Genomic DNA, 3,987 nt, shown 5'->3' with positions numbered 1-3,987 from the left:
TCCGCGGAGACCACCACGGTGTGGGACACCCCGGGGGTGTTGTCCACGAAATTGGTGATCAGCCAGTTCAGGTTCTGTGCGGCCTGGCTCATCTGAGTCAACTCAACGCTCCTGGTGGTTCGAGCCGCCGAAGAGATCGGTGCTCCGGTTCTGTCCGTTGCCGGACTGGTCTACCTGATCGGGGTCGATCCGGAAGCTTCCGGTGTTGCCGGCGCTGCGGCCCTGCTCCACACCGCGGCGCAGGTTGGTGAGGCGGCCACGGACCTCCTCGGGGCTGCGGGAGACCTGCGGCCCTTCCTGCGGGGTGGGCTTGGCGTTGCCGGGCACCAGGTTCTGCTTCGGCACGCGCCGGGGCAGGCCGGCCCCGGTGGTGCCGGAGGACGAGGGCTCGCGCAGCTGCTCGGCGCGCTGCCAGTTGCCGTCGTTCGGCGACTGCCAGGCGGAGCTGGCGGTCGGGCCGGTCGGGCCGTAACCGCCGAGCGAGGACACGTCGTGGCCGCGCGATTCGGCGGACGACGAGGTGTCCTTGGCGCCGGCGAACCAGTTGGGGCTCTCGCCGGACGGGATGGCGCCGGCCGGGGCGCTGCCCAGGCCGCCGCCCGCCAGCTGCTGGCCGGGGCGGCGCTGGGGCAGCCCGGACGGCAGGGTGGTGGCGGGGCCGGCGGCGGGCAGGGCGGGCGGCTCCGGGGTGTACGGGTGGCCGGCCGGGGCCTCGTCGGCCCGGCGGCCGTAGCCGTCCTGGGCGTACTCGTCCTGCTGGTAGCCGCCCTGGTCGTTGCCGTACTGGCCGTACTGGCCGTCGGCGCCGTACCGGTCGTCCGCGTAGCCGCCCTGGTCGTAGCCCTGCTGCTGGTACTGGCCGTAGCCGTCCTGGGCGTACTCGTCCTGCTGGTAGCCGCCCTGGTCGTTGCCGTACTGGCCGTACTGGCCGTACTGGTCGTCGGCGCCGTACCGGTCGTCCGCGTAGGCACCCTGGTCGTAGCTCTGCGGGGCGTACTGGTCGTAGCCCTGCTCGTACTCCTCCTCGACCTCGGCGTCCACCACCGGCGGCTGCGGGGAGCCCTCCAGGGCCGCGCGGCGGACCTGGTCGAGGCGCTGGGAGCGCTGGACGGCCTCCAGGGCCGGGCTGAAGCCGGAGGAGCCGGCGTGGCCGAGGCCGGTGAGGTGGTCGTCGAAGCCCAGCTCGGCGGCGCTGCGGGAGCGGCCCTCGGGGGCCCACTCGGCGGTCGGCTCCTGGTCGGCGAAGATCCGGGAGACGGTGAACTGCTCCTCCGGCTCCGGCGCGGGGCCGGACTTGGTGACGAACGGCGGGAGCATGACCAGCGAGGTGGTGCCGGCCGACTCGCCCGACGGGCGGAGCTGGACGCGGATGTCGTGCCGCTGGGAGAGCCGGCCGACCACGAAGAGGCCCATGCGGCGGGAGATGGTGGCGTCGACCGTGGGCGGCTCGGCCAGCTTCTCGTTGATCTCGGCGAAGTCGTCCGCAGTGAGGCCGATGCCCTTGTCGTGGATCTCGACCAGGACGCGGCCGTCCGGCAGACGGGTCGCGTTGACCAGCACCCGGGTCTGCGGGCTGGAGAACGAGGTGGCGTTCTCCAGCAGCTCGGCGAGCAGGTGGACGAGGTCGGTCACGGCAGCGCCGACGACCTCGACCTCCGGGATGCCGGACAGCTCGACGCGCTCGTACTGCTCCACCTCGGACGCGGCGGCACGGAGCACGTCGACCAGCGGGACCGGGGTGTTCCAGCGGCGGCCGGCCTCCTCGCCCGCGAGGACGAGCAGGTTCTCACCGTTGCGGCGCATACGGGTGGCCAGGTGGTCCAGCTTGAAGAGGTTCTCCAGCTGGTCCGGGTCGGCCTCGTTGTTCTCCAGGTCGGTGATCAGCGCCAGCTGGCGCTGGATCAGGCCCTGGCTGCGACGCGACAGGTTGGTGAAGATCGCGTTGACGTTCCCTCGGAGCAGGGCCTGCTCGGCGGCGAGCGCCACGGCCTGCTGGTGGACCTGGTCGAAGGCCCGGGCGACTTCGCCGATCTCGTCCTTGCCGTGCAGCGGGATCGGGGCCACCGAGGTGTCGACCCGGTCGGGGTCGGTCTTGGAGAGCTTCTCGACCAGGTCCGGCAGACGGTGGTCGGCGATCTCCAGGGCGGCGCTGCGCAGGGTGCGCATGCCGAGGATCATCGAGCGGGCGACGTAGCCGGTGAGCAGGCCGGCCAGGATCAGTGCGGCGACGACGATGACCGTGTTGAGGATGGCGTCGTAGAGCGCGTTGTCCTTGAGGTTGCGGGAGTCGGTGAGGACGTCGTCCAGCAGCGCGACTTCGGTGTTCCGCAGGGCCTGGATGTGGGTACCGGCGGCCTGGTTCCAGTTGTCCGGGGTCAGACCGGCGTTCTTGGCTTCGGCGAACGCGGCGTCGGCCGTGGCCTTGCCCCGCTGCTGGCCCTCGGCGGCGGCCTGGGCGTAGTTGGCGGCGATCGCCAGCAGGCCCTGCATGGTGGGCAGGGTGCCGTTGGGCATCTTGAGCGCCGTGCTGTCCTTCGTGGGGGCCAGGGCGACCTGCGCGTCCGCGTACTTCCGGGCGTCCTCGGGGGCGCTACCGGTGTTGAACTCGCTCAGCGAGACCTGCTCCAGCTTCTCCGAGACCAGGATCTGCTGGGTCATGTCCTGGTTCTCGTAGCGCGTGGTCGTGCCCTGCGCGATGCCGACCAGAATGCTCAGCATCAGCGAGCGCTGGGTCGAGGCGGAGGCCTTGGCCAGCGACATCGCGTAGATCGCGCGGCCCTTGCTGGTGGCGTTGGAGGAGCCGTTGCCGACCGAGTTGTCGTAGGACAGCAGCGGCGCGAACATCGTCGAGTAGGCGCTCGCGGTGGCGCTGGCGAACAGCTCCTTGCCGTACGCGACCTGCCGCAGGTGCGGCAGGTCCGCCACGAGGAGCTGGAAGGCCTCGTGGCGGCGCGGGAGTTCGCCGGACTTGTCGGAGGCGTCGTACGCGGCGTTGTAGGCCTTCAGCGCGGCGTCGGTGTCGGCGCGGCGCTTGGTGACCTCGTTGTTCGGGTCCTGCCCCGTGATCAGGGGTATCAGGGTCTTGTCGCGCTCGTTCTCCAGCGCCTCGGCGAGTTCGGTCGCCGCCTTGGCCAGCTCGGCCGTCTTCTCGGCGCGGGACGCCTTGATGTAGCCGTCGACCGAGGTGTTAACACGCAGACCGCCGAAGACGAGACTGATGATCACGGGGATCAGCAGAATCGCGATCAGGCGGGTCGGCACGCGCCAGTTGCGCGGGCGGAGGAAGTCGTACCGGCTGGAGCCGCCGTCGGCGGGCGCACCGGCGCTGCCGCGCGGCTCCTTGGCCGATGTCGGGGGCTTGGGGGCCGGAGTGGCCGGGGCGCGCTCCTCGGTGGGAGTGAACGCGGAGAATCCGGCCTGGTCCGCGGCGGTACCGTTCGGCTCGCTCTGGCGGGGCTCGGAGCGCCGCTGCGGGGCGGGTTGCTGCTTACGCCTCACTCGACAACTACCTCTCGGCCGACTTGCCGGCCATGGATCAATCCAGCGCTACCCCCGGGGCCCTGGCCCGCCACCGGGCGGGGCCGGCGCGGGATGTTCAGGGGCAGCTGGAATTTCAGCACGTGCAGGGATGGGGGACAAACAGCCCCGATACGGCACCCGCGTCGGCACAATCCGGACAATCAGCGACATGACGGAGCAAAACCGTGGTCATCTGGCGCTGAGTGACGCTGTTTCGCCACGCTGCGTCATTGTTGATCACAAAATGCCTACCGAACTGTTATCCGCTGCTTATACACGGGTCTTGCGCGGGGCCCTCGGAGGACACCGGCCGGTAAGCGTCACCGCCCCGGCGGCCCGTCAGTGTGACGGGTCACCGGGGCCGGTTGGTTCCCTCTCGGGCCGGTCCCGCCTCAGCGGAGCCGGGCGAGCAGGGCGTGTTCGACGAGGGTGATGAGGGCGCTCTTGGCGCTGTCGCGGCGACGGGCG

At 71.0% G+C, this 3,987-nt stretch carries 1 protein-coding gene and 2 pseudogenes; all 3 read right to left on the bottom strand.

Annotated features, from left to right (window positions below):
• A pseudogene (locus tag ACIRYZ_RS46340) lies at positions 1 to 92 on the bottom strand (roadblock/LC7 domain-containing protein); the annotation flags it as partial.
• Between the two features lie 10 nt (positions 93 to 102).
• Complete coding sequence (locus tag ACIRYZ_RS46335) at positions 103 to 3,498, bottom strand: nitrate- and nitrite sensing domain-containing protein (protein ID WP_402955745.1); 3,396 nt, start codon at positions 3,496 to 3,498, stop codon at positions 103 to 105.
• 413 nt (positions 3,499 to 3,911) lie between these two features.
• Positions 3,912 to 3,987, bottom strand: a pseudogene (locus ACIRYZ_RS46330) (ATP-binding protein); the annotation flags it as partial.

It is taken from the genome of Kitasatospora sp. NPDC101155 (genome assembly GCF_044768305.1).
Lineage (GTDB): Bacteria > Actinomycetota > Actinomycetes > Streptomycetales > Streptomycetaceae > Kitasatospora.
The sequence above is the reverse complement of the archived record's forward strand: the minus strand, read 5'-3'. Positions and strand labels throughout refer to the sequence as shown.